The organism is Streptomyces sp. ISL-1, from assembly GCF_018614585.1.
Taxonomy (GTDB): Bacteria; Actinomycetota; Actinomycetes; order Streptomycetales; family Streptomycetaceae; genus Streptomyces; species Streptomyces maoxianensis.
Genome location: NZ_JAGGOI010000059.1, coordinates 1 through 22,498 on the forward strand (window position 1 = coordinate 1; position 22,498 = coordinate 22,498).

Annotated in this window: 23 protein-coding genes; 12 read left to right on the plus strand and 11 right to left on the minus strand. The window is 69.0% G+C overall.

All coding sequences use genetic code 11. The features are described 5' to 3' along the window. Nucleotides 1-1,415: polymorphic toxin-type HINT domain-containing protein (locus J7E87_RS32120; RefSeq protein WP_251018324.1), on the plus strand; the 1,415-nt coding region annotated here is incomplete at its 5' end. Nucleotides 1,416-1,801: 386 nt separating this feature from the next. Here J7E87_RS32120 and J7E87_RS32125 read toward each other — a convergent pair. Then, nucleotides 1,802-1,984, minus strand: a complete 183-nt coding sequence (locus J7E87_RS32125) for a hypothetical protein (RefSeq protein ID WP_308313156.1) — start codon at nt 1,982-1,984, stop codon at nt 1,802-1,804. On the opposite strand from J7E87_RS32125, the gene J7E87_RS32130 reads away from it, so the two are divergent. Further along, the gene (locus J7E87_RS32130; RefSeq protein WP_215098148.1) at nt 1,977-2,195 is read left to right on the plus strand and encodes a hypothetical protein; all 219 of its coding nucleotides are present in this window, start codon (nt 1,977-1,979) and stop codon (nt 2,193-2,195) included. The two genes, J7E87_RS32125 and J7E87_RS32130, sit on opposite strands and share 8 nt — an antisense overlap. A gap of 137 nt (nt 2,196-2,332) precedes the next feature. Here the strand turns inward: J7E87_RS32130 and J7E87_RS32135 are convergent, their stop codons facing one another. After that, the gene (locus J7E87_RS32135) at nt 2,333-3,589 is read right to left on the minus strand and encodes a PIN domain-containing protein (protein WP_215098149.1); all 1,257 of its coding nucleotides are present in this window, start codon (nt 3,587-3,589) and stop codon (nt 2,333-2,335) included. Nucleotides 3,590-3,805: 216 nt separating this feature from the next. Further along, complete coding sequence (locus J7E87_RS32140; protein ID WP_215098150.1) at nt 3,806-4,879, minus strand: hypothetical protein; 1,074 nt, start codon at nt 4,877-4,879, stop codon at nt 3,806-3,808. Between the two features lie 185 nt (nt 4,880-5,064). Between J7E87_RS32140 and J7E87_RS32145 the strand changes: the two genes are divergently transcribed. From J7E87_RS32145 to J7E87_RS32160, 3 genes are all read left to right on the plus strand, one after another. Beyond that, nucleotides 5,065-5,328 (plus strand): helix-turn-helix transcriptional regulator, encoded by a 264-nt coding sequence (locus tag J7E87_RS32145; protein WP_215098151.1) that lies wholly within the window; start codon nt 5,065-5,067, stop codon nt 5,326-5,328. A 158-nt stretch (nt 5,329-5,486) separates the two neighbouring features. Further along, nucleotides 5,487-6,359 carry a DUF6083 domain-containing protein gene (locus J7E87_RS32150; protein WP_215098152.1) on the plus strand — a complete coding sequence of 291 codons (873 nt, stop codon included), beginning with the start codon at nt 5,487-5,489 and terminating at the stop codon, nt 6,357-6,359. Between the two features lie 507 nt (nt 6,360-6,866). Further along, nucleotides 6,867-8,432 carry a UvrD-helicase domain-containing protein gene (locus J7E87_RS32160; RefSeq protein ID WP_215098173.1) on the plus strand — a complete coding sequence of 522 codons (1,566 nt, stop codon included), beginning with the start codon at nt 6,867-6,869 and terminating at the stop codon, nt 8,430-8,432. Nucleotides 8,433-9,128: 696 nt separating this feature from the next. Here the strand turns inward: J7E87_RS32160 and J7E87_RS32165 are convergent. The 6 genes from J7E87_RS32165 to J7E87_RS32190 form a co-directional block, all read right to left on the minus strand. Further along, complete coding sequence (locus J7E87_RS32165) at nt 9,129-10,151, minus strand: Gfo/Idh/MocA family protein (protein ID WP_215098153.1); 1,023 nt, start codon at nt 10,149-10,151, stop codon at nt 9,129-9,131. After that, nucleotides 10,148-11,176: a Gfo/Idh/MocA family protein gene (locus J7E87_RS32170; RefSeq protein WP_215098154.1), complete on the minus strand. Its 1,029-nt coding sequence runs from the start codon at nt 11,174-11,176 to the stop codon at nt 10,148-10,150. Before J7E87_RS32170 ends, J7E87_RS32165 begins: the two co-directional genes overlap by 4 nt. After that, nucleotides 11,173-11,940: an HAD family phosphatase gene (locus J7E87_RS32175; RefSeq protein WP_215098155.1), complete on the minus strand. Its 768-nt coding sequence runs from the start codon at nt 11,938-11,940 to the stop codon at nt 11,173-11,175. The genes J7E87_RS32170 and J7E87_RS32175 overlap by 4 nt, the downstream gene beginning before the upstream one ends. Further along, nucleotides 11,937-12,401, minus strand: a complete 465-nt coding sequence (locus tag J7E87_RS32180) for a PTS glucose transporter subunit IIA (RefSeq protein ID WP_215098156.1) — start codon at nt 12,399-12,401, stop codon at nt 11,937-11,939. Before J7E87_RS32180 ends, J7E87_RS32175 begins: the two co-directional genes overlap by 4 nt. Beyond that, a complete protein-coding gene (locus J7E87_RS32185) occupies nt 12,398-12,628 on the minus strand; it encodes a PTS transporter subunit EIIB (protein ID WP_215098157.1) in 231 nt (76 codons plus the stop codon). The genes J7E87_RS32180 and J7E87_RS32185 overlap by 4 nt, the downstream gene beginning before the upstream one ends. 187 nt (nt 12,629-12,815) lie before the next feature. Next, nucleotides 12,816-13,544, minus strand: a complete 729-nt coding sequence (locus J7E87_RS32190; protein WP_215098158.1) for a GntR family transcriptional regulator — start codon at nt 13,542-13,544, stop codon at nt 12,816-12,818. A 296-nt stretch (nt 13,545-13,840) separates the two neighbouring features. On the opposite strand from J7E87_RS32190, the gene J7E87_RS32195 reads away from it, so the two are divergent. The 7 genes from J7E87_RS32195 (at nt 13,841) to J7E87_RS32225 (ending at nt 20,551) form a co-directional block, all read left to right on the plus strand. Then, nucleotides 13,841-15,076, plus strand: a complete 1,236-nt coding sequence (locus J7E87_RS32195) for a PTS transporter subunit EIIC (RefSeq protein ID WP_215098159.1) — start codon at nt 13,841-13,843, stop codon at nt 15,074-15,076. 44 nt (nt 15,077-15,120) lie between these two features. Continuing rightward, the gene (locus J7E87_RS32200; RefSeq protein ID WP_215098160.1) at nt 15,121-15,387 is read left to right on the plus strand and encodes an HPr family phosphocarrier protein; all 267 of its coding nucleotides are present in this window, start codon (nt 15,121-15,123) and stop codon (nt 15,385-15,387) included. 17 nt (nt 15,388-15,404) lie between these two features. Beyond that, on the plus strand, nt 15,405-17,072 hold the full coding sequence (gene ptsP / locus J7E87_RS32205; protein ID WP_215098174.1) for a phosphoenolpyruvate--protein phosphotransferase: 1,668 nt from the start codon (nt 15,405-15,407) through the stop codon (nt 17,070-17,072). Between the two features lies 1 nt (nt 17,073). Then, a complete protein-coding gene (gene nagB, locus J7E87_RS32210; RefSeq protein WP_215098161.1) occupies nt 17,074-17,853 on the plus strand; it encodes a glucosamine-6-phosphate deaminase in 780 nt (259 codons plus the stop codon). Beyond that, complete coding sequence (locus J7E87_RS32215) at nt 17,853-18,812, plus strand: ROK family protein (protein ID WP_215098162.1); 960 nt, start codon at nt 17,853-17,855, stop codon at nt 18,810-18,812. The genes nagB and J7E87_RS32215 overlap by 1 nt, the downstream gene beginning before the upstream one ends. Before the next feature lie 71 nt (nt 18,813-18,883). After that, a complete protein-coding gene (locus tag J7E87_RS32220; RefSeq protein WP_215098163.1) occupies nt 18,884-19,873 on the plus strand; it encodes a hypothetical protein in 990 nt (329 codons plus the stop codon). A 177-nt stretch (nt 19,874-20,050) separates the two neighbouring features. Beyond that, nucleotides 20,051-20,551, plus strand: a complete 501-nt coding sequence (locus tag J7E87_RS32225; RefSeq protein WP_215098164.1) for an ATP-binding protein — start codon at nt 20,051-20,053, stop codon at nt 20,549-20,551. Between the two features lie 651 nt (nt 20,552-21,202). On the opposite strand, the gene J7E87_RS32230 is transcribed toward J7E87_RS32225, so the two are convergent. Continuing rightward, on the minus strand, nt 21,203-22,048 hold the full coding sequence (locus tag J7E87_RS32230; RefSeq protein ID WP_215098165.1) for a lipopolysaccharide assembly protein LapB: 846 nt from the start codon (nt 22,046-22,048) through the stop codon (nt 21,203-21,205). 214 nt (nt 22,049-22,262) lie between these two features. Then, a complete protein-coding gene (locus tag J7E87_RS32235) occupies nt 22,263-22,439 on the minus strand; it encodes a hypothetical protein (RefSeq protein ID WP_215098166.1) in 177 nt (58 codons plus the stop codon). Nucleotides 22,440-22,498 lie beyond the last annotated feature (59 nt).

A 22,498-nucleotide genomic window follows, 5' to 3' on the forward strand; every position in this document is an offset into this window, starting at 1 on the left:
GAGGTCCTTCGCGACCTGTGGGTGACGATCCCCAGCAAATGCAGGGCTACTCCTACGCCAACAACTCTCCCGTCACCTTCAGCGACCCCACGGGACTAGAGATTGGCTCCACGCCGGGCACCTGCTCATGGGACGTCAAGTACTGCACTCCCGCTCAACACTCGGGCAAGGATAAGAACAACGGGTCTAAGGACAACAGCGGGAACGGCAATGGCGGCGGAGGTGGCGGCGGAGGTGGTGGCGGAGGTGGCGGAGGTAGCGATGACGGCCAGCCATCCATCGGCGGAATTACGATTCCCACGTACGAAGAACTCTCCATATACGCCGCCGCATACACGGATCAGGACACCTACGGCTACCGCGTTGAGTGGTGGGCCAAGAGCAAGTGCTCCCGGCCCACCGCGTATGCAAGTTTCTGTACCACGGCAGGAAAAGCTGGACTCCTCGAAGTCGGAGACGATCCCTTCGGCATAAAACTAGGGATCCGCTGCGTCACCAAGGGCAAAGACTGCGGCGAAGCCGCCGTCACCGTCGCCCTATATCTCGTCGGCGCCGGGTGGGAATGGGCAGCGGCCAGGAGAGCCGCCGCTTCAGCCAAGGGTGCCGCCGCAAGTGCAGAACTGGGTAGCGCAGAAAGCGTTGCGCGACTGCTGTCGGACTGCAAGTGTTTTCTCGCCGGCACTGACGTCCTCATGGCTGATGGTTCCACCAAGGACATTGAAGACATCGAGGTCGGAGACGAAGTCCTCGCGACGGACCCTGAGACGGGAAAGTCCGGCAGCCGCAAGGTCTCACGCCTGATCCGCACCGAAGACGACAAGCACTTCAACGAACTGACCATCGCGACCGACGACGGACCCCAGAAGCTCACCGCCACACACGAGCACCCCTTCTGGTCCCCCTCCGAGAAGCGGTGGGTCGAAGCCGGCCAACTCCAGCCGAGCGCGACACTCCTCACGGACGATGGCACCACCGTCACCGTGACGAACAACCGGCCATTCGCCAAGCACGCGCGCACGTACAACCTCACCGTTGAAGACCTCCACACGTATTATGTGCTCGCCGGGGACACTCCAGTCCTCGTGCACAACAGTGGTCCCGGATGTGGATCTGCGTGGATTGATTCGAACAGCATTCCCCACCACTTCAAGCACGCCGAAGACTTCGGAATCATGGGGAAGGAAAGCAAGGCGACCAAGCAAGCATTCGTCGGCGCGATAGGTGACTTCGTAAAGAACTCTGGGAACGTTCAGATCGCGGGGACTTACCGGGGAACTCCGGCTCGGCATTATGTGGATCTGAATTCAGGGCGCCACGTCTCCGTCGATCTCGATAGTGGAAAGATGCTTGGTGCCTGGAAGTCTGATCCGGGATCGGACCAGTTCTGGTACCTGACGATGCATGGGAAGCTGTAATGGCCAAGCTAGAACCGTTCCTGGTGCTTGCCTCTGCGGTTGCAGAGGGGAGGCTGTCAGCGGTCGATTTTTCGACAGTATGCCTCCCCTTGTACAAGCACTATTCGGGATCTTATCCGTCACCTGACCACTACCAGTTGGCCACTGACCTGTTTTATCTGGCGCATGATCACTACGCGGGCGAGGGTGATCCAATCCCAGGCACGCTTAGTGACGCTCAGGTTCAAACGGCGGCGGCAGATATTGCGCAGCGGATGCGTTCACTTCTGCGTTGACTCGTATTCGAAGCGAGGCCATCGGTGCACGAAAAGGCGGGCTTGTGCGAGACTCGAAATGATTCTCTGCGGGGCGCAGGCCCGCCTTGACGGCAGTAGTTGACGGCAACGTCAGCGGACGGGTGCTGCACAAGTCGGCTGGTCGCCGCCGTCGCGGGAACCGATGATCTCGGTGGAGGTGTGAAGGGCGCGGCCGAGGAGGTCGATGGCGTTGTGCTGGAGGCGGAGTCGGACGTGGGCGTAGACGGTGGCGGTGACGCCGATGTGGGCGTGGCCGAGGAGTTCCTTGATCACGACGAGTTCCACTACCTGCTCCAGTAGGCGGGTCGCCGCCGGGCTGCTCGTCGCCGCTGTCGTGCCCGGCCCGGTTGCCGAGCAGATCGAGCTGCTCGCCACCAGCGAGGACGACTTCACCCGCTGGGCCGAGGTATTCGACGCCCCGGACCCCGACTCCGCCGCAGCACTCGCCTACGAGCACTGCCGCAGGTGGGACGACGAGGTCTGATCCTCGGGGCGCAGCCGTCCGGCTGCGCCCCTCACCTCTCCGGCCTCCCGCCGCCACCAGGCGCAGCACGGTGCCCGCTGGGTGCGCCTCATCCGGGGGAGCGTCCTCGGCCCGCAGCCGGTGGGCGCCGGCAGCGGCTACTCGTCGAACGTGTCGCTGTCGGCGTCGGGGTCGTATGCCTCCTCCCAGCCTTCCAGGGTGCCCTCCTCATCCTGCTCGTCGCCCAGGAGGGCCGCGCTCTGGTCCGCCCAGCTACCGAATGAAGGCTGTCCGACGCCGTTGATGATCTGCGAGAACACGGCCCAGACCGACGACGTCTTTCCGGAACCCAACGCCATCGTCAACTCCTGGTGTGCCGGCCAGACGACTGCGTCGGCGTCGGGCGCGTAAGGGGTGCCGCTGTCGAGGATGCGAGGGAGCGGGCCGCCCTTGACTACCGGTACCAGGAGTCGGGTGTCCCAGAAGGACGCCGCGTACTCGATGACGCTGTTGAAGAGAGCGTTGCCGGTCAGCTGCCAGCGCACGTTGACCGTGCACCATTCGTGGTCCCCGAGGCGGTAGGCGCGGGCGGCGGTCACTTCCCGAGGCTCGGCTACAACCTCGCGGGGTATGGCCCACCCAATGGCTTCCATCGTGGGCATCGTGGAGAAGCGCGGCTTTACGGCCGCGGGAAAGGGTGCAGACGGCGCATTGAACCGGAGCAAGCCCCAACGGGTCAGTGCCTCGTCGCGGGCATGGACTGCGTAGTCGCGCAGTAGATCCCAGAGGACTTCCTCGTCGACGATGGCGTCGGGCGCGAACTGGCTCAGTACGCCATCCAGGTTCGTCAGGTGCACAAACCTGTCGCCAAGCTCCTCGACGTCCTTATCCATCGGGGGCGGGTACGCCCCGCCCTTGCCGAAGTCCTTGTGGTTGCTGCTGACGAAGTACACGGTCTCATCCGGGTGTTCCTGGGCGTACTCAACCGCGGTTAGCCAGATCGCCACATCCCGCGCGCCGACCTTCACCGCTTTGTCACCCTCACCCTTCACCGCGGCTGGCGGGAGGACGTTGGCCTCTCGGTAGACGCCCTCGCGCAGCGCCCGTTCGCTCGTCGGCAGGACCTCGAGCAGTTGGCCATACCTGGCGCGCCAGCTCTCTCGAACCTTTTCAGGCTCTGGGTCACCGAGCTTCGGGGCGTCCGTGACGCTCGCCCTCTTGAGCTTCTTCAGCGCCCGCGCGGCCTCCCGGTGAGCGTTGTTGTAGTCCACAGCCTTCTGTGCAGCCAGCTCCTCGAGCGCCATCCAGGGGACCGCGATGCGTTCGGTTCCCGTCTCCCGGATGGCGCGCAGGACGTCCGCTTCACTGCTCCGGAGTCCCATTCCGCGTATGACACAGGTGTCCAGAATGATCATGATGCTGCCTTTGGGTTGTGCCGTATGTCGCGCAAGCAGTAGCACCCGAATCAGCTTCTATGCACGCGAGTTGGTTGTGCGGTTCTGTTCAGGGCGCCGGATCCCCTGCACGAGTGATCGCCTCCAGCCACCGAAGCTGATGCGGGGCACCTTCTCGAAGTGTTCCCGGCCCGGCTCGGCGATCCGGCCAAGGGCGTCTGACCGCCCTGTGGGTGCTCACGCGTCACCGGAAAGCCGGCTGTCCAGGGCGCTACGGGGGCAGGCAGCCTGTGCCGGTGGAGGTGACGTTGCCCAGATGAGTTCGTCGGTGTCGGGCGCGTGATCCCAGTCGCTGATCATCCCGGCGGCCAGGAGTTGGTCGAGCAACGGGCCGATACGGGCGGCGTCGGTGCCGCAGGCGCGGCTGACGCGGTCCGTGTCCGCACTGGTGCGGGGATGGGCAGGGGAGGTGTGCGATGCGAGGGCCAGCCAGGCCAGCCGTGTGCCGACGGGCAGGTCTCTTACCCGTGGGCTGCTTGTGGCGCGCAGCGCCCAGTCGGCGGCGCGGAGCCGGCCAGCCCGGCCGGGTGCCCGGTTCAGAGGGTCGATCAGCTGGGCGATGACCGCCGCGCCGGTGGCGTTCGGCCGTGCCAGGTGGAGCCAGTGGTGCTCCTCCAGTTGGTGCCAGAACGCGGCGACGTGATGGAGGCGCATGCCGCGCAGCAGCCCGGCGGGAAGCAGCACGCGTCCGCGGCAGGTGGCGCGCAGAGCGCATTGGAGGGCCAGCAGTCTTGCCTCTGGCCCGGCGCTGGCGGGGAGGGCGGCCGCGAGATAGCTGAGCATGTCCTGGATCCGGGCCTGTTCGGCAGGGCCGTGCGGGCGCGGTGGCCGCCCGGCCACGGTCGCCTTGTCGGAGGCCGGCTCTGCCGACAGGGTGTGCGTGGTGTCCGGTACGACGGCGGCGTGCGGTGTGGTCGCGGCGCAGGCTGCGCAGACGTCGGCGAGGCGCCAAAGGCGTCCGCCGTGTTCGCGGGTGAGGACGAGGAGGATAGGGCCGCCGCAGCCACGGTGGCGGGGGTGCCAGCGGCAGCCGCGTTCGTGGCACTGGCAGACGCGCAGATGCGGGGGAAGGACGTCGCTGCGGGCGTGTCGGGCGAGGTGCGCGAGGGCCGCGGGCCGGGCTGATGCCCCCTGCAGGAGCTGACCTTGCGGCGCGCAGCGCGGACAGTGGAGTGCCGACCCGCCGTGCTGGGGGCGCAGTTCCACGGTCCAGGTACGAGGCACGAGTGGGTGCACGGTGCACAGCCTCATGGGGCGCGCGTTCCTCCAGTTCGTCGGCGCGGGGCCGGTCCGCCTTCCCGCCTGCCGATGGGGGAGCGGGGTGTTGGCGGCACACCGTAGTGCAGACCTCTGCCCTGCCGCTGATCCCGTCACCTGCAGAAATAGGGCAGATGTCTGCACTGACAGGGCAGGGGTCTGCACCGTCGGATGGTGGGGTGACGATCTTCCCGCCGGACCCGAACCTCAATGCGCTGCGTCTGCAGCTGGCGCGCCTGAGGGGCGAGCGCGGCTGGAGCTACGACGAGCTCGCCCGCCGCAGCGGCCTGGGCAGACGCACCGTCATTGAAATCGAGCAGGGCCGCACCATCGGATCGCTGAAGACCTGGCACGCCCTCGCGCACGCTCTGAACGTGCCCGTCGACCAGCTCTTCGCCCCGCTCTGCGAGGGTCACACCCCGCCCGCAGGAACCACCGACTGACCCGTCCTCACGCAGGCCGGGTGAATCACCCGATCAGGGAACCGGTTTCGCTCTGACACACGACGAGTCGTCCACACGTTCCCGCTCATTGGGCTGTCCGTGGGATACGGGCGGCACGGACGCCGTGTCTGCAGCGCGCCGCCTGTCACCTTCACGCCATGTGCTCCACCACCACTGCCTCATCCGGCCGCCGCTGGGACGGCAGCTCCACCACCGCCCGGCGAGCGCGGGCTCTGCGGATCGCTGCGGACAGCCCGTCCCGGCTCCTGCGCACCGCCCAGCGCGGCCGGTGCCGGGCCTGCGGCAACCGGATCGACTGGTACACCCGCACCGACCACCGACCCATCAGCCTCCACCCGGGCGAACTCCACACGGCCACCGTCCCGGCCGGCTCCTGCTGGCACGTCGAGGCCGGCATCGCCCACCCCGGAAGTGACGGCACCCCGTGGTGCCGCGTCCCGCACCTCGCCCTGTGTCCGCGTGGCGACGCCCCGGCCGAACTCACGCCCCAACTGGCTGCCCTGCGCCGCGGCCTCGCCCTGCGTACCCGGCGCCTGCTCGACTCCGGCACGCTCACCCCATCCGCCGCCCTGCCGGCTCCGCCTCCTGAAACGGACGCGGCCGTCTGCCGGCCTGCGCGGCCCGTGGTGCAAATCCTCTACGGCCGATACCTCGCCGCCCGACCCGTCGACGCCATCCAGTGCGTCGCCCAGACCCGACGGCGGGAGCGCTGCACCCATCCCGTCCTCACCCCCGGCATCCCAGCCGGCCGATGGACGCTGATGCCCGCCACCGCCGCCCGCGGCCAGCTTGCCCTGCCCGCAGCCGACATGGCCGTCTACGACCTCGCCAGCCTGCCGTATGCGGAGCAGCTGCGGTGGCGCGCTCAGCGCTGTCCCGCGCACGCTGCAACTCCGGCAGCGGCCGATCTCGCTCTTGCCGACTGGGAGGTCTTCGACCCCCTCGTCCACCACCAGCACATCCACCCTCGCCTCCCGGCTGCGGCCAGGCACCACCGAGGACACTCATGAACAACACGAAGACTCTCGCATGGGGGAGGCCCTGGCATGCCGCACCACGCCCTTGAGATCACCCTCACCCGCCCCGCCACCCGCGCCGAGCTCGCCCGCGTCACCGAAGTAATGCCGCCCGCGCCGAACCGCGACCGCACCCGTCTGATCACCCTGGCCCCGGGCAAGAAGACCGCGAAAGCGCTGAACCGAGTCCACCGCCGCCTCGCCGACCTGCTGCCCGTCGATGTCGTCGCACGCACTACCCGGACGCCGAGAACCACATCACCCTCGCCCTCGCATTCGCCCCGGACACCGAAGCCCTCATCCGCCGCGCCGCACACAAGGCAGGGCAGCAGCCCGGCGCGTTCGTCGAACAAGCCCTCCACGACGCTCTGGCCCACCACGCCCGCCGCAAAGCCGAACACCTCGACCACGCCCTGCAGGCTCTGCTTGAGCGCACGACACCCGACCAGCTCGTCGCAGCGCTCGGCCGCGCCCTCACACGCACACAGGAAGCCACTCGTGCTGCATCCCACTGACGAACAGGCCGCGGCCGCAGACGCCTTCCGCGCAGACGCCTTCCGCGCAGACGGCCACCTGGCCCTCCAGGCCGGCGCTGGCACCGGCAAGACGAGCACCCTCGTCCTGCTCGCCAACGCGACCCGGCGCCGCGGCCGCTACATCGCCTTCAACAAGGCCATCGCCCAGCACGCTGCCACCCGCTTCCCTCCCACCGTCACGTGTAAGACCGCCCACTCCCTGGCCTTCGCCGCCATCGGCCACCGCTACACCCGACGCCTCAACGGGCCCCGGCAGACAGGCTGGAAGACCGGTATGGCCCTCGGCATCACCAAGGCAGTGCGCATCGGCGAACGGGATGTCACCCCCAAGGCCCTCTCCCACGCTGTGCTGCGCACCATCACCCGTTACTGCCACTCCGCCGACCGCACCCTCGCCGGCCGCCACATCCCGCCCCTGCGCGGCCTCGAAAACCCCCTCCTGCACGACCAGCTCATCCAGGTCGTGCTGCCCTATGCCCACAAGGCCTGGGCCGACCTGCAGCATCCCGAGGACGGCGTCGTGCGCTTCGAGCACGACCACTACCTGAAAATCTGGGCCCTCTCCGAGCCGAGGATCGACGCCGACTTCCTCCTCCTCGACGAAGCCCAGGACACCAACCCCGTCCTCGAACAGGTCTTCACCGCCCAACGTCCCCACGCCCAGCTCGTGATGGTCGGCGACTCCGCCCAGGCCATCTACGGCTGGCGCGGCGCCCGCGACATCATGACCGACTTCGACGGCCACGCCCTGTCCCTGTCCCGGTCCTTCCGCTTCGGGCCCGCTCTCGCCACGGAGGCCAACCGGTGGCTGACGATCGCCGACGCCCCGATCCGCCTGACCGGTACCGAGACGATCTCCACCGACCTCGCCCCCGTCGAGCATCCCGAGGCGGTGCTGTGCCGCACCAACATCGGAGCCATGAATCAGGTGATGGCACACCTCGGCATGGGTTATCGCGTGGCGCTGGCCGGGGGAGAGAACACCCTGCGCGCCCTGGCCACCGCCGCCCGCGACCTCAAAGAAGGACGCCGCACCTGGCACCCGGAACTGACCCTCTTCCCGACCTGGGGAGAGCTGCAGGACTACGCCGAACACGACCCAGCCGGCGCCGATTTGAAACCGTTCGTCGACCTCATCGACCAGCACGGCCCCGACGCCGTCCTCGCCGCTGTCGACCAGCTCACCGCCGAAGAGGCCGCCAGCATCATCATCTCCACCGCCCACCGGGCCAAAGGACGCGAATGGGCAACCGTCAAGATCGCCGACGACTTCACCCCACCGAAAGACACCGAACAGCACGACTGCGGCGGACGCCCGCTGCCCGGACCGATCGACGACGCCGAAGCACGCCTCGCCTACGTGGCCGTCACCCGCGCCCGCAGCCGCCTGGACCTCGGAGGCCTGTCCTGGATCCACGACCACCCCCAAGGAGGCATCCCCAACCCCCCTGCCGACAGCACCATGACGAGACACCGCGACCGGCTGCCGGACGCCACCTGGACCCGGACAATGCCCCGATGGAATCGGTGACGTTGGTGGCGCTGGCCGGCGTCGGCGGAACGGTGACAGCATCCGCAATCGGCATGATCGGAATTACACGGGCTGCAGGCATAGCCAGCCGCGCACAGACACGTCTGAGCAACTGAACATCAGGTGTCCGAGAGGGCACCTGCTACGCGAAGGACCCTGCCCCAGACCAGAGGAGCCGTCGGGCTGCAGCGATATTCCTCCACCCAGCACCTCACGGAACTGCCATACGGCCTTGGCGGGGAACGGGCCACCCGCAGCCGTCCGGCCTGTCGGACGGAACTACTCGGGCTGCGGTGATGGCCCGGGTCCCAGCAACGGTGCCGAGACCTCATCGAGGGCAGGCAGACCTGCTTGGGAACAGAGCCTCCTCGCGGAGGTCACCAGGTCTGGGTGATCGGCGAGGTCGATGAAGGCCGGATCGGCGGCGTATCGGAGCAGTCCGATCAGTCGGTAGATCACGTTCGCGACGCGAGTCGCTTCCAGGCGCCCCTCATGACGGCCGCTCGAGCGTGGAGCCTGCTGCAGAGCTTCATCGGCCGAGACCGTCTCGCGCAATCGTCGCGGCCACGGCATCCGCTGGGGGGAAGGGGCTGGGAGTCCCGCTGCCTCAGCATCCCGCAGCGACCTCTCGTTGGTAGCGCAGCATGCTAACGGCCTTGCTGAAACGCCAGGTCAGTAACGATTGCGGCGCAGCGGTCAGGCTGCTGTGGTGGTGGCGGGTTGGCCGGTGCGCAGGGATGTGTAGGCGGCGAGGACGGTTTTGAGGGTGCGCAGGCCGGTCTCGCCGTCGGGGTGTGCGCGTTGTCCGGTGCGGGCGGCGGTGAGGAAGCGGTCGAGCATGGCCGCGTCGAGGTCGGTGGCGGCGGGTTCCCAGCGGGTGGTGGCCTGGGCGGTGTCGTAGCCGGTAAGGAGTGGTGGGAAGGCGTCGAACTCGACGAGGGCGCGCCGGCCGACGCAGGTGAGGGTGAGGCCGCCCCAGGTGGGGTGGGTGGCGGGGTGGCTCCAGCTGCAGTCGATGGTGGCGACGAGCCCGTTGGCGTAGGTAAGGGTGAGGAGGCCGGCGGACTCCACTTCCGGTCGGTCGGCGCCGTCGGGGGTGAGGAGGGTGTTGGCGACCGCGTGGACGTGGGTGGGTTGTTCGCCGTCGAGGAGGACGTCGAGGAGGTCAGCGACGTGCAGGGTGTGATCGATGATGGCACCGCCTCCGGCGAGGGCCGGGTCGGCGAACCAGGGGCGCTCCAGAGCAGGGGGGCGGGAGTTGTTGACGCCGTGGACGCTGAGGAGGGGTCCGAGGGTGCCGTCGGTGAGGGTGTGCCGCAGGGCTGCGAATGCCGGGTGGAAGCGTACGGGGTAGGCGGTCATGAGGCTGACCCCGGCTTGCTCGCAGGTGTCGATCATGGCGCGTGCGTCGTCTTCGGTGGTGGCCAGGGGTTTCTCGCACAGGATGTGGGCACCGGCGGAGGCGGCCTGTTCGACGAGTTTGCGGTGGCGGGCGTTCTCGCTGGTGATGATGACGGCCCGGGGGCGTTCGGCGAGGACCTCCTCGTAACTGGCCCGGTAGGTGACACGGAGTTCGTCGGCGAGGGCCTTGCCGCGTGTCGGGTCGCCCGGCTCGGCGTCGGGGTCGGTCACGATGAGCTCGATGTCGTTCCGGTCGCTCAGCAGCTGGATGTACGTCGTTGCGTGAACGTGGGCGAAGGAGAGGAGAGCGACCTTCATCGGGGGCTTCCTTTTGTGGGCGTGCGCGGGGTCGTGTTGTGGATGGCGACGGCCAGGCCGGTCGCTGCGGACCGGCGAGCGGCTGCGGCGATCTTGACGGCCGCCACACCGTCCAGGGCGTTCACCCGCGGTGCGGGGCCGCCGTGGAAGGCGGTCGCGAACTCGCGGATCTGGGCGGCGAAGGGGTCTTCGCCGAAGTCGCCGGTGGGTACTGCGCTGGCTTCGGGTCCGGCTGCGCCAGTCACGCGCACAGACGGGTGGGCGAGGGAGTCGTGGGTGAGGGTGCCGTTGGAGCCGGCGACGTGGAACGTGTAGCGGAACGGGGTGGCAGGCGGGCCCCATACGCCCAGGACCTGGGAGATCACGCCGGATTCGTGGGTGAGGGTGGCGCTGCCGGTGGCCACCGGCGCCTTGGGGGCAGGGCCGGGGGCGGTGAGGTTGCCGCGCTGGGTGGCGTGGATGCTGACGACCTCGCCGAAGAGCCACCTGGCGATGTCCATGTCGTGCAGCATCTGGTCGGTGACGATGCCTCCGGAGAGAGCGGGATCGGCGAACCAGGAACTCCACGTCGGATAGCGGCCGGTGCGGGTGAAGCGGGCCACGGCCACGCGCCCGAGCGCCCCGGAGGTGACGGCGTCGCGGAGCCGGATGTAGGCGGGGAAGAACCGTACGACGTGTCCGGGGTAGAGCAGGCGTCCGGCTTTGTGGGCGGCTTCAGCCATTTCCTGGGCGTCCCCGGGCGTCAGGGCGAGCGGTTTCTCGCACAGGACGTTCGCTCCCGCCTCGAAGGCGGCCAGGGCGATGTCGCGGTGGGTGGCGGTGGGCGTGCAGATGTCGGCGACCGCTGCCCAGTCCAGCGCTTCCTCGAGGGAGGTGGCCTCGGTGAGGCCGAACTCCTCGGCGAGCAGGGCGGCTTGGTCGTCGGTGGAGAAGATGCGGATGCGTGCCCCGAGGGCGATCCAGGCTGGCACGTGGGTGCGGGCGATGAATCCGGCACCGATCACGGCCACGTCGAGTCTCTTCATGCTTCCCTCTCCTCGTCGTCGTTGCTTCCCGCGGCCGGGGGGTGTGCTCTGAGGGCGCCGCGGACACTGCGCAGGCTTGCGGAGGTGAGATCGGGGACGGTCCAGCGCGCTCCGGCTCGGGTGAGGTCGGCCGCGGCGGCGGTGGTGGTGACGCCGACGATGTCCCGGACACCGGCGGCGACCAGAGCACGGACTCCCGACGGTGAGTCCTCGAAGGCCAGGCAGTGCTCGGGGCGCGCCTGCAGGGCGGTGCAGGCCTTGAGGTAGCCCTCGGGGGAGGGCTTCCCGGAGGTGGTGTCCTCGGCGGTGATGACCACGTCGACCAAGTGCCGCACGCCGAGGACTCTTTCGAGGAGGTGCTGGGCCCACAGCGCTCCGGCGCTGGTGATGACGGAGACGGGGTACTTCACGCGCAGTTGCAGGATGAGTGCGGCAGCACCGGGAACGGCCTCGACGCTGGCGGCGTGTTCCAGTGTGAAGGCGGTCAGGGTGGACAACACGGCTTGTGCGTCGGTGCCCGCCCAGGGCCCGGGAACGTCGGCGATGACGTCACTGGGCCGTCGCCCCATGTAGTGCTGCTCGTAGTCGGCGTCGGTCACCTGGACACCCCATGTGTCGAAGAACGCCTGCCAGGCGAGGCGGTGAACCTCTTCGCTGAGGACCAGGGTGCCGTCCAGGTCCAGGAGGACCGCCTCGCACGGCGGCCGGGAGCCGGGCGCCTTGGTGCTGGGCTTTTTCGGCGGGCGGGAGCCGGCGGCCGTCACGACGCCGCCCAGCTGAACAGCAGGGCCCCGGCCGGCACCGGGCCGGTGACGGACGGCGGCTGGGCCGATCCGGGCCGGCTGTCGAGGATCACGACCGGACAGATCGCGGACATGCCGCGTGCCCGGACCGCGCCGGGGTCGAACGTGATCACAGTCCGGCCGGTCTCGACCTGTTCCCCTTCGGCCACATGCGCGCGGAACCCTTCTCCCTTCAGCCGCACGGTGTCGATGCCCAGATGCACCAGAACCGCCTCCCCGTTGCCGGTGCGGATCACGAACGCGTGCGGGTGCAGGGTGACGACCGTGCCGGCGACAGGTGCCACGACGTCGACGGGCCCGGCGCCGCCGGGAGGATCTACCGCCACTCCCGAGCCCACCATCTGGGCTGCGAAGACCGGGTCGGGGACTTTGCCGAGCGCCGTGAGGGTCCCGGACAGAGGGGCGTAGACGGCGAGGCTCACAGCAGCTCCTTGATGTCCTCGGCCAGGGAGTCCGCCTCGGGGCCGACGACCACCTGCACGACTCCTGCCGACACCAGGACCCCGTGGGCGCCCGCCCTCTTGAGGGCGCCCACGTCGACGGCGCCCGGGTCGTTCACCTCGGTGCGCAGCCTGGTGATGCAGGCCTCGATGTCGGCAATGTTGTCGGCCCCTCCGAGCCCTTCGACGATGAGCCGGGCTTTGGACATGGGTGCCCCCTCGCATTGATCACGGATGGATGCGGCGCCGCGCCGAGGTGGCGACCACGCCGCGAACGAAACTGGTAAGTACCAGTTATGACCAGAAGAGTAGCTCGGAGATGTTGTAGCAGGCAACTGTACGATCATGAGCATGTCAAGTTGCGGGTCCAGTCCGGGGTGTCCCGGGCCGGGGGGCTCAGTGTTCGGTGAGGGTCATGTGCAGCTGGTAGCGGTCGGCGCGGAACCATGAGTACGCGTGCTCGACGGGGCGGTCGCCGCTGTAGGCGATCCGGTCGAAGGTCATGACGGGCGTGTCCTTGCGGATGCCCAGTAGGGCGGCGGTCTCGGCGGAGGCCGGCCCGGCCCCGACTGTCTGCTCCGCACGGTCGACGGGATATCCGAATCGTGCGCCGAGAGTGTCGTAGATGGAGGCGGTGAAGTCCACGCTGTCCAGCTCCGGCAGAAGATCGGAGCTGTACCACGCGTCCTCGACGCAGATGGGAGTCCCGTTGGCCAGCCGGAGGCGACGGATGTGCCATGCCTGTTGCTTCTCGGTCATCTGAAGGGCCGCGGCGGTGGCCGCGGTGGGGGGCTCCTTGTCGACGGAGAGTACGACGGTGCCCGGCTCGAGGCCGAGCCGGCGCATGTCCTCGTGGAACGAGGCGAGGCCGAGCTCCGAGCGGTGCGTCCGCTCGGCCACAAACGTTCCGCGCCCGTGCACCCGGACGGCCAGGCCTTCGGCCACGAGCTGGCCGAGGGCTTCGCGCACCGTCACCCGGCTGACCCCGTGGTCGAGGCACAGCTGCCGCTCGCTCGGCAGCGCGTCGCCGGGGGAGAGCTGGTTGGTGCACATGTCGACCAGAATCGCGCGCAGCTGCGCGTGCTTGGGCACCATGCCCTTGGCGCCGATCTGCTGTGTAGCCACTGCGACCCACTCTCGGTCTCCTGGAGGCGCGACGCCTCCTAGCTGGTTACTACCAGTATGCAGTACGCCTGTGCCTCTTCTGGCTCATGGCTGTGGATCAGGGCGTCTGGCTCACCGCCTCGGCACGTGCACCGCAGGCCCCTGGATGCCGTGTCGAGGCATTGACATGCCGTGACTTCGGGGCCATTCTAAGGGCAACTGGTCATGACCAGTAGATACCACGCGTGGGTCGCGTTTTGGTCAGCCGCTCCGGCTGTCGGCGCACCTGCCCTCCTGCACACACCTTCGAGGTTGTCATGAGCACCGTCACGTCCACATCCGCAGGCCGCCGTCCCGGCCTGGCGGGCCTGCAGAAACTCGGCCGCAGCTTGATGCTGCCGATCGCCACGCTGCCCGCCGCGGGCCTCCTCCTCCGGCTGGGGCAGGACGACGTCCTGGGCCGGTTCTCCGCCCTGAAGGACACCGCACACGTCATCTCCGCCGCCGGCGGAGCGCTGTTCACGCATCTTCCACTGATCTTCGCCGTCGGCATCGCGATCGGGTTCGCGAAGAAGGCCGACGGTTCCACGGCGCTGGCCGCGGTGGTGGGGTATCTCGTCCTGGACGGCGTCTTCACCGCAATGTCCCCGGTGGTCCTGGAGGGGAAGAAAGACCTGGCGGGCGAACAGGCCGTGGTGAACTTCGGGGTCCTGGGCGGCATCGTCATCGGCCTTCTCGCCGCCATGCTGTGGCAACGCTTCTACCGCACCGTGCTTCCGCCCTACCTGGGCTTCTTCAGCGGCCGCAGACTCGTGCCGATCCTGACCGCGTTCACCGCACTCGTCGTCGGTGTCCTGATGAGCCTGGTGTATCCGCTGTTCAACAGCGGTCTCACCTCGGTCGGCGAGGCCGTCGACGAGAACAGCATCGTCGGCGGTGGTATCTACGGCACCGCGAACAAGCTGCTCATCCCCCTCGGCCTGCACCACATCCTCAACTCCGTCGTGTGGTTCATCCTCGGCGACCACAACGGCGCACACGGTGACCTGAACCGGTTCTTCGCAGGCGATCCCGAGGCTGGCATCTTCATGACCGGGTTCTTCCCGATCATGATGTTCGCCCTCCCCGCCGCAGCTCTGGCCATCTGGCGTGAAGCCCGCCCCGAGCACCGCAAGGCCGTCGGCGGCATCATGCTCTCCGCCGGACTCACCAGTTTCCTCACCGGCATCACCGAGCCGATCGAGTTCTCCTTCCTGTTCGTCGCCTGGCCCCTGTACCTCGTCCACGCCGTGCTGACCGGAACCTCCCTCGCCCTGGTCAACGCCCTCGACATCCATCACGGGTTCACCTTCTCCTCCGGACTCATCGACTACGTCCTCAACTGGGGCAAGGCCACCAACCCGCTGCTGCTGATACCCATCGGCCTGGGCTACGCCGCCCTCTACTACGTCCTGTTCCGGTTCGTCATCCGCCGCTGGAACCTGCGCACCCCCGGCCGCGAGGAGGACAACCCGGAGGCCGATCAGGAACGCCAGCCCGAGCCCGCGGCCTGACACGGCCCCACGCTCTTCCACAGTCCCGTCGAAAGGAACCGTCCATGGCGCAGCGCGTCGTCTCCATCGGCTCACGCAGCGGCCTGCACGCAAGGCCCGCCGCCACCTTCGTCCAGGCCGCCTCCCAGGCGTCCCTGCCGGTCACGATCGCCGTCGACGGCAAACCCCCCGTGGCCGCCGACAGCATGCTGGGCGTCATGACGCTCGGCGCCGGCTACGGCGACCAGGTCACCCTGACCGCCGACGGAGACAGGGCGGAGGCCGTCCTGGAGGAACTGGCGGCCCTGCTGAGCAAGGAGCTCGACGCGTGAGCCCCACCTCCACCACGATGACCGGCCACGGCGTCAGCCCCGGGCTGGCGTGTGCACCCCTGGCCCGCATGACGCCGCCGGTCGTCACCGACCCCGACGAAGCACCGGGCGACAACCCCGGGCACGAAGTCCAGCGCGTACGACAGGCCCTGGCCGCAGTGGCCGCGCAGCTCTCCACCATCGCGGCAGGTGGAACGGCAGGCGCCATCCTGGAGGCGGGCGCCGCCATGGCCAGCGACCCCGCCCTCGTCCAGGCCGCCGCCCACCACATCGGCCGGGGCATGCCCACCGCCCACAGCCTCTCCCTCGCGATCGACGCCTACTGCGCCCAACTGGAGGAAGCCGGCGGCTACATGGCCGAACGCGCCGCCGACCTGCGCGACATCCGCAACCGCGCCGTCGCACTCCTGATGGACGTGCCCATGCCCGGCATACCCCGGCCCGGACACCCGTTCATCCTCGCCGCCGAGGACCTCTCCCCGGCCGACACCGCGCAACTCGCCGGAAGTGACGTGGTGGGACTGCTCACCGAAAAGGGCGGCCCGACCGGCCACACCGCCATCCTCGCCCGCAGCCTCGCCCTGCCCGCCGTGGTCGGATGCCCGCAGGCCGCCGCCCTGCCGGACGGCACACCCGTCCTCCTCGACGGCCGGGCCGGCACCGTCGAAGCACACCCCTCGCCCCAACGCCGGCGACAAGCCCTCGAAGAGGCCCGTACCCGCACGCAGCCCCGCACCAAGGGGCCGGGCCGAACCGCCGACCAGCACGCCGTGGCGCTCCTCACCAACATCGGCACCCCCGCGGACGCCTTGCGCGCCGCGCAGGCCGACAACGAAGGCGTGGGACTGTTCCGCACCGAGTTCCTCTTCCTGGACCGCCGCGAACCCCCCACGCTTGAGGAACAGATACAGGCCTACTCCCAGGTCCTCACCTCCTTCGAAGGGCGCACGGTGACGGTGCGCACCCTGGACGCCGGCTCCGACAAACCCCTGCCCTTCCTGCAACTGCCCCGTGAGGACAACCCCGCTCTCGGGCTCCGGGGGCTGCGCACGGCCACGCTGCGGCCGGGCATCCTCGAAACCCAGCTCAAGGCCCTCGTTACGGCACAGCGCCGCACCGGCGCGCGGATGAGGGTCATGGCGCCGATGGTCTCCACCGCCGAGGAAGCCGCCCACTTCGCCGGCCTCGCCCGCAGCCACGGCGTACAGACCGTCGGAATCATGATCGAAGTACCTTCCGCCGCTCTCGCCGCCGACCGTCTGCTCCAGCACGTCGACTTCGCCAGCATCGGCACCAACGACCTGGCCCAGTACACCCTGGCCGCCGACCGGACCTCCCATGCCCTCAGCCATCTTCTGGATCCCTGGCAGCCGGCCCTGCTCAACCTGGTCGCCAAGGTGTGCGGCGCGGCCGAGGCTCTGGGCCGGCACGTGGGAGTCTGCGGCGAGGCGGCCGCCGACCCGCTACTGGCCCCCGTTCTGGCCGGCCTGGGGGTAAGCAGCCTGTCCATGGCCGCCCCGGCCGTCGCCGCCGTCCGCGACGCGCTCGCCCAGCTCGCACTGGAGCAGTGCCGCAGCCTGGCGGCCGCCGTACTCGACGCCGCGGAACCGGCCGCAGCACGTGCCACCGCCCAGGAGATGGGCGAAGCGTTCCGTGCGGCAGCCCACGACCGCGAGGGGCTGTGACATGGAGGTGGTGATCCGCCCTGACGCGGACGACGCCGGCCGCACGGTCGCCTGCATCGTCCACCAGGCGCTGGCGGAAGGTGTGAGAACGCTGGGACTGGCCACGGGCACCTCGCCCCTGGGCGTCTACCGGGACCTGGCCCGCCGCCATCGTCACGAGGGCCTCAGCTTCAGCGGCGTCGACGTCTTCCTGCTCGACGAGTACGTCGGGCTCCCGCCCGCCCATCCGCAGTCCTTCGCCCAGGTGATACAACGCGAGCTGGCCGAACATGTCGACCTCGACCCTGCGCGGCTCCACCTGCCCTCCGGCGTGGCGCCCGACCCCGCTGCGGAAGCGCGCCGCTTTGAGCGCTGCCTCACCGAGGCAGGGCCCGTCGGCCTGCAGATACTCGGAATCGGGGTCAACGGACACATCGGCTTCAACGAGCCGGGTTCCTCACTGGCCTCACACACCCGGCTCAAGACCCTCACCGACGACACCCGCCGCGACAACGCACGCTTCTTCGGCAGCCTCGACGACGTTCCCCGCCACGTCATCACCCAAGGACTCGCCACGATCGGCGAGGCGTCCCACCTCGTGCTGATCGCCACCGGCCCGCACAAGGCCCGCGCGGTGGCCGCCGCCGTAGAAGGCCCTGTCACCGCGGCCTGCCCCGCCTCGGTCCTCCAGCTGCACCCCCACGCCACCGTCGTGGTGGACGAACTCGCTGCATCCCAGCTGGAACAACGGGCCTACTACCGCTCCATTGCCCGCCACAAGCCAGCTGGACAAAGGTACTGATGACACGCCCCGCACATGTTGTCGCCGTCGATCTCGGCGGCACCACGATCAAGGCAGCCCGCTACAACCCCCACGGGACTGCTGAGGAAATTCTGCGGCTGCCCACACCCTCCCCGAACAGGCCCGACGCCGTCGTCGCCGCGGTCGTGCAGGCGGCAACCGCCCTCGTCCGCCCTGGCGTCCGGGCCGTCGGCCTCTGCGCTCCCGGGCTGATCGACACCGACGCCGGGATCATCCGCTTCGCCGCCAACCTCGGCCTGCGCAACACCCCCCTGGCCGCAGCAGTCGCAGACGCCGTACGCCTGCCCGTCACCCTCGAGCACGATGTCCGGGCAGCCTGCCTGGCGGAGCGGCAGCTCGGGCTCGGCGCCGGCGTGAGCAACCTGCTCGTCGTCGTACTCGGAACCGGCCTGGCAGCAGCCATCGTCAGCGACGGCCGGCTCATACACGGCGCGACCGGCATCGCCGGAGAGTTCGGCCACATCCCCGTGCACCCCGACGGCGAGCTGTGCGCCTGCGGCCAGCGCGGATGCGCCGAGGCCTACGCCGCAGCCGGCGCCCTGGTCCGCCGCTACCGCCGCACCGGCAACACCGCGGACACCGCCGCCGACATCACCGCACGCCTGGACACCGAAGCGGCCGCCGCCCGCATCTGGGCCGAGGCGACAGACGCCCTCGGCAGGGCCCTGGTCACCTCGACCGTCCTCCTCGACCACGAACGCATCGTTCTGGCGGGCGGAATGACAGCGGCCGGAGACCGCCTCACGGGCCCGGTCCGCCGAAGCCTGCAACAGGGACTCGCCTGGCGCACCGCACCAGCTGTGGAGATCTCACCCCTCGGTGCGGACGCCGGGCTCCTCGGAGCGGCTCTGCACGCCCTGACCGCCACGGGCGCGGCCCCCGCCCGTGAAGCCTGCCGGAATAGCCCCGCCCAGGCACAGACACCTCGCACAGCCTGACCGCTTCCGTGCGGCAGCGGCCACCCGGCGCCGCTGCCGCACGGACACAACGCAGGAAGGAGAAGGTGACCATGTGGCCCCGAAAACGACGCCAGAGACCACCCCGCCGACTGTGCCCACAACTGGACGACAGCCAGCTCACCCGCACCCTGACACACCTCGAGGCCCAGGTTGCCGCCCAGGGCGACAACCTGGCGGAAGCCAATGACCGTGGTGCCCTCACGTACCCCATCGAACAGGCACTGCGCGACCCGGGCGACGACTGGGACCGGCGCATGCACCGCCTGCTCGTGCTCAGCACCATCCCCGAAGCGCCCGTCCTCGCCCACCAATGGCGCAGCCGGGACCCCGCCAGCGCCGACGCCCTGCTCCTTCAGGTCTTCGCCGACATCCACCGGGCCCGCGACACCGGCACCGCCCTCCACATCGACGACACCGTTCGTCTTTGCCGGCACGCAGCAGCGCTCGCGCCCCCGGACCCCGCCCCCTGGATCGCGATGCTCAGCTGCCACCGCATGCAGAGGTCCCCCGGCACGGCGGTCCAGCCCGTGTGGGAGGCCGTCAAGGAACGCGACCGCTGGAACCGGGAAGCCCACCGGCAGATGCTGCACTACGTTTCCCCGGAGGAATGCGGATCCAGCGCCCTGACCGTGCAGTTCCTCGACTCCGTCACCATCGCCGCGCCCCCCGGCGCCCCCGTGGCGGCGCTGAGCCTCACCCACTCCCTCGCCCGGTATCGCAGAGCGCTGGCAGCCGGCGGGATCACGGCGCTGACCGCACACCGGCACTGGAACCAGCCGCACGAACGCGCCCTCGTCGACCAAGCCCTGGCGACTTGGCAGCAGCCCGGCTTTCTCACCCACGCAGCAGCACTCGCCGACCTCAACCTCCTAGCCTACGTACTGGCGAAAGCCACGCGACTGCGCGACGCGTGGCCGGTCTTCGATGCGATGTCAGCAGTGGCCACCACCTGGCCCTGGGAACTCGACGGCGATCCACTGCAGCAGGTCCAGGAGACACATCGCCGGGCGTTAAGGGCCAGGAACCGGACCAGCCGCTGACATCATGCGATCCCTCGCGCGTGCCCTTCGCCGCCCATCCGCGGGCCGGCGGCGAAAAATACCCCTTCGTACCCGATTGACAACCTCCCCACCCCAGGTTCAGGCTGGTCATATCTGGTTATTACCACCTAGGCCGGGATAACCGCTCGGCGCACACGCGGAACACGCGAGGTTGCCATGACTGCCCAAGCACTCCCTGAATCGACCGGGCCGGTCCAACTGCTCGAGGCAGACCCCAGCGCCACGGCCCCTGCCTCGGGTCAGGTCCATCGCCACGGACCCTGGCCCGGCAAGGACGACAAAGAAGACAGGCACCTGGTCCTGGTGAGCGCCGGTGCCGAAGACGTCAGCCGGATCCGCCACCTTGCCCACGACTTCCTCGCGCGCATGCATGTGTCGCCATCGGTACGCGAGGACGCGCTGCTCATCATTTCCGAACTTGTCACCAACGCTGTCGTCCACGCCCTCCCGCCGGCAGCACTACGGGTCCAGTGCACGCGATGCAGCGTCCTTCGCATCGAAGTCACGGATGGTGGCCCGCAACCCCACCGGTCGTCGCACACCGACCCGAAGGAGGAACACGGCCGTGGGATGTACATCGTTGCCGCCCTCGCCACTCGGCACGGCAGTGTCACGCACGAAAAGGGCGCTACACGGTGGGCGGAGCTGAGTCGTTGACAGCCCCGGACAGCTGCCTTCGCGTGCCACGCTCCATCCACCGCGGAACCTTTCGGCACCCCTCTGCCTGTGCGTGCTGCGTCCGCGGCAGGCCGAAAGTCCTCTGCTTCCACTCCAACGGCGCCGAAGCAGGCGTTCGACGCGTGATCCCGAGCCGCGGCCGGCAAGGGATCAGTCGTCGGACTGCGGTCTGCTGCAGCGTGGCCTAGAGGGTCCCTGGCGGTGGGCCAGCGGAGGGCGTGGGCTCAGGTGGGGGTTGCTGGGCGCCGGCTGTCACTGCCGCAATGCGGCGTCCCGGTCGGGCTAGAGCGTTCTCTAGGGTCCGTCCTGGCATACGCGAGAGACCGAAGATCACGGCGAGTGATATGGACGGGGCGCCGACCGCGAATGCAGCGACGAGAGGTTCCCCCGCGTCGAGACTATATTTGGCGAATACCAGCATGCCGCCGACGGAGACGAGCGCGAACAGCTGCCCGATAGCCCGCTGGCCCACGGCTGCCCACGCCAGCCGTCGACGGTGGCGCTCATCCGTACGGAATTCCGCCCAGATCTCGGCTGCGAGTCCGGGCTTGACTGCCTCCCACTCCCTGGCCACGCTTGCGTCCCAGCGCAGGCCCGGACCTTCATCGCGCTGTTCGCGCGGGGCGGTCATCAGGGGTCCCAATGCTTCACGGCGTGAGATGCGTCCGGCCCGGCAACCGGTCCCGCCGTGCGTCGCTCGCTACCGTGAATCAACGACCAGGCGCGGGCGGTCAAACGGTGTCCTGCATCTTCGGCCCGATGTATCCATGCGCGGGCCTCCGCGTACTGTCCCCTCGTGGCCAGCAACAGTCCAAGATTGTGGGCGGCATCCGGGCTACTCCGCTCAGCGGCTTGCCGCCAATATGCTTCCGCGCCGTTGATATTGCCGCGCTCGTAGTCGATAAGGCCCAGAAGAACCCCCGCATCGGCGACACCGCTGTCAGCTGCTCGCTTCAGCCAAGGCTCGACTGTCTGAAGCTGTCCGGACTTTTTCAACACCAGGCCGAGATCGACGGCAGCCTGTGTCCTCCCTGCTTCAAAGGCCCGGCGTAACCACTGCTCCGCTTCGGTGCGCCGCCCCCGCTGTACAAGGAGCACGCCCAGATAGTGCGCAGCCCGTATGTCGCCTTGGTCCGCAGCTTGTTCCCACTCCTGTTCGGCCAGGTTCAGCACACCCGCTCGGAAGTGAAGTACGCCCAGATCCGTACGGGCTCCAGCGCTTCCGGTGTCACTGAGCGCGCGCAGCACTCGCTCTGCCTCCGCAACACGTCCCCTGCGGATGAGTTCCAGACCGTGGGAGTGAGCGCGGCTCGTGTCGCCGGTCTTCACATCCCTGGGAGGCGTGCCCAGTTCGGCGTAGGCGTTGCGCCAGTGCCGGTCCAGGCGAGCAAAGAAGTCACCGACTTCGTCGCCTGCCGATGGAGGGCCGGGAGCGAGGACGTCGAGAGCGCCGTTGAGCGCATCCCTCCACCCCATCCGCCTCACCTCACCGGTTTCGATGTGCTCTTCCTCGCAAGCGTAGGACGCAGTACGGCAGTTGGGCAGAGCACACCGCTGCCTTCGCCCGCGTCAAGCTTCCTCACGGATGGCGACGCTAGGCTAGGCCTGCCGGATGCGGCAGGGGCGGGGCACTCACCCGGTGATCGGCACCCAGGGGTGATGCCGAGATGCCGACCTCCTTACCCACTGATCACACATTCGTTGTGATCTGTGCCGAGCAGTCCCGCACATGCGCGCATTTCGGGGACGGCGGCTGCGTGGGGGCGGCGGCGCATGCGGCGCAGGTGTCGGCCAGGCGCCAGGTGCGGCCGCCGTGTTCGCGGGCCTGTTTGATCTCCAGTCGACCGCGGTGGGGATCCAGCGGCATCGGACGTCCTGGGAATGCCGGTGGGCCCCGGATCCAGCTGGTTCCGGGGCCCACCGGCG